The organism is Microbacterium sp. Bi128 (genome assembly GCF_918698205.1).
Map to the genome: position 1 here is coordinate 1 of NZ_CAKKMM010001089.1, position 1,749 is coordinate 1,749.

Below are 1,749 nucleotides of genomic sequence, written 5' to 3' on the forward strand. Positions count from 1 at the left end.
GTCGCGCACCGTGATGTCGCGCACCATGTCGAGCTCGCCCAGCGGGCGACGCAACTCCGGATCGGTGACGGCGGCGACGGCGGCGCGCACGCGGTCGGCGGCCGCCCCGGTCACGGCGCGGCCGGTTTCGGTTCGGCGGCGTCGCTGTCGTCGAGACGTTCCAGCGCGGCCTTCAGCTCGGCGCGCAGGCTCTCTTTCGTGATGACCTCGTCGGTCAGATCGCGCACGGCCATCCGCAGCGCCACGATCTCGCGGGCCAGGTACTCGGTGTCGGCGAGGTTGCGCTCGGCGCGCTGTCGGTCTTGCTCGATCTGGACGCGGTCGCGGTCGTCCTGTCGGTTCTGCGCGAGCAGGATCAGCGGCGCCGCGTAGGAGGCCTGCAGCGAGAGCACGAGGGTGAGGGCGGTGAAACCGATCGCGGCGGAGTCGAAGCGCAGCTCGTCGGGCATGAGGGAGTTCCACCCCATCCACATCACGCAGAACAGCGTGAGCGACAGCAGGAACGTCGGGGTGCCCATCGCCCGGGCGACCCATTCGGTGAACCGGCCGAACCGGTCGCGCGAGGGCTGCGGGGTGCGGGGTGCGAGCATCCCGGTGCGACCGCGGGGCGCGTCGAGCGAGGTCTGTCGTTGTGCACGTGCCATCAGCGCCTCCTCGGGGTCTGCGTCGGGATCTGGGGGATGCTCGCGGTCGCGAGCGGTCTGATCGTGGTCCTGGGTCTCGGATCATCGCCGTCGTGCGTGCGCCAGTCGTCGGGCAGCAGGTAGTCGAGAACGTCGTCGACGCTCACGCATCCGACCAGTCGGTGGGCCTGATCGACGACGGGCAGCGACACGAGGTTGTAGCTCGCGAGCATGCGCGCGACCTCGGCCGCCGAGGCATCCGCGGGTACCGGCTCGAGGGTGTCGTCGATGATCGCGCCGAGCCGCTCGTGCGGCGGGTAGCGGAGCATGCGCTGGAAGTGCACGGTTCCCAGCAGGCGCCCCGTGGGCGTCTCGTACGGCGGCAGGGTGATGAACACGGATGCCGCGAGCGCGGGATGCAGCTCGTGGCGCCGGATCAGCGCGAGGGCCTCGGCCACCGTCGCGTCTGCGGACAGCACGATGGGCTCGGGGGTCATCAGACCGCCGGCGGTGTCGGGTCCGTACTGCAGCAGGGCGCGGACGTCGTCGGCCTCTTCGGGCTCCATGAGGTCGAGGAGCTGTTCGAGGCGCGTCTCGGGCAGCTGACCGAGGAGGTCGGCGGCGTCGTCGGGCTCCATGGCATCCAGGATGTCGGCGGCGCGCTCGTCGCCGAGCTGCTCGAGGATGTGGACCTGCTCGTCCTCGGGCATCTCTTCGAGGGCGTCGGCGAGGCGGTCGTCGCTGAGCTCTTCGGCGACCTCGATGAGACGCTCCTCGGGGAGGTCGAGGAGGGTGTTGGCGAGATCCGCGGGCTTGAGGTCGGAGTAGGTCGCCACCAACTGCTCGGCCGACTGCGCCTGGCCCGGGGTCTGCTGTTCGCGGACCTCGTTCCACGCCGCGAAGGTCGTCGCTCCCTTGGCGAACGGGGAGGCGCTCGTGCGGGGACGCCGCAGGAAGAGCTGGCCCACGTCCCATTCGCCGAGACGGTTGCGCTCGATCGCGACGTCTTCGATGACGGCGTCGCCCGACCCGTCGACGAGGTGGACGCGCCGTCCGAGCATCTCGGCCATGACCCGCACCTCGCCGCCGCGCTGCTGGAAGCGGCGCACGTTGATCAGCCCGGTGG

Annotated in this window: 3 protein-coding genes; all 3 read right to left on the reverse strand. The window is 70.9% G+C overall.

The window, feature by feature from the left end; genetic code table 11:
• A partial coding sequence (locus LQV45_RS30030) for an iron-sulfur cluster assembly protein (protein ID WP_230010842.1) occupies window positions 1–114 on the reverse strand: 114 nt, incomplete at its 3' end.
• Window positions 111–644, reverse strand: coding sequence for a DUF1003 domain-containing protein (locus LQV45_RS30035; protein WP_230010839.1), 534 nt, complete (start codon window positions 642–644; stop codon window positions 111–113). The genes LQV45_RS30030 and LQV45_RS30035, both read right to left, overlap by 4 nt.
• Window positions 644–1,749 (reverse strand): magnesium transporter MgtE N-terminal domain-containing protein (locus LQV45_RS30040; protein ID WP_230010840.1); only part of this gene is annotated, 1,106 nt, incomplete at its 5' end. The genes LQV45_RS30040 and LQV45_RS30035, both read right to left, overlap by 1 nt.

What these genes read in the sequence shown, in the direction of transcription:
- LQV45_RS30035 (WP_230010839.1), bottom strand. Translation starts at nt 644, where the DNA reads ATGGCACGTGCACAACGACAGACCTCGCTCGACGCGCCCCGCGGTCGC.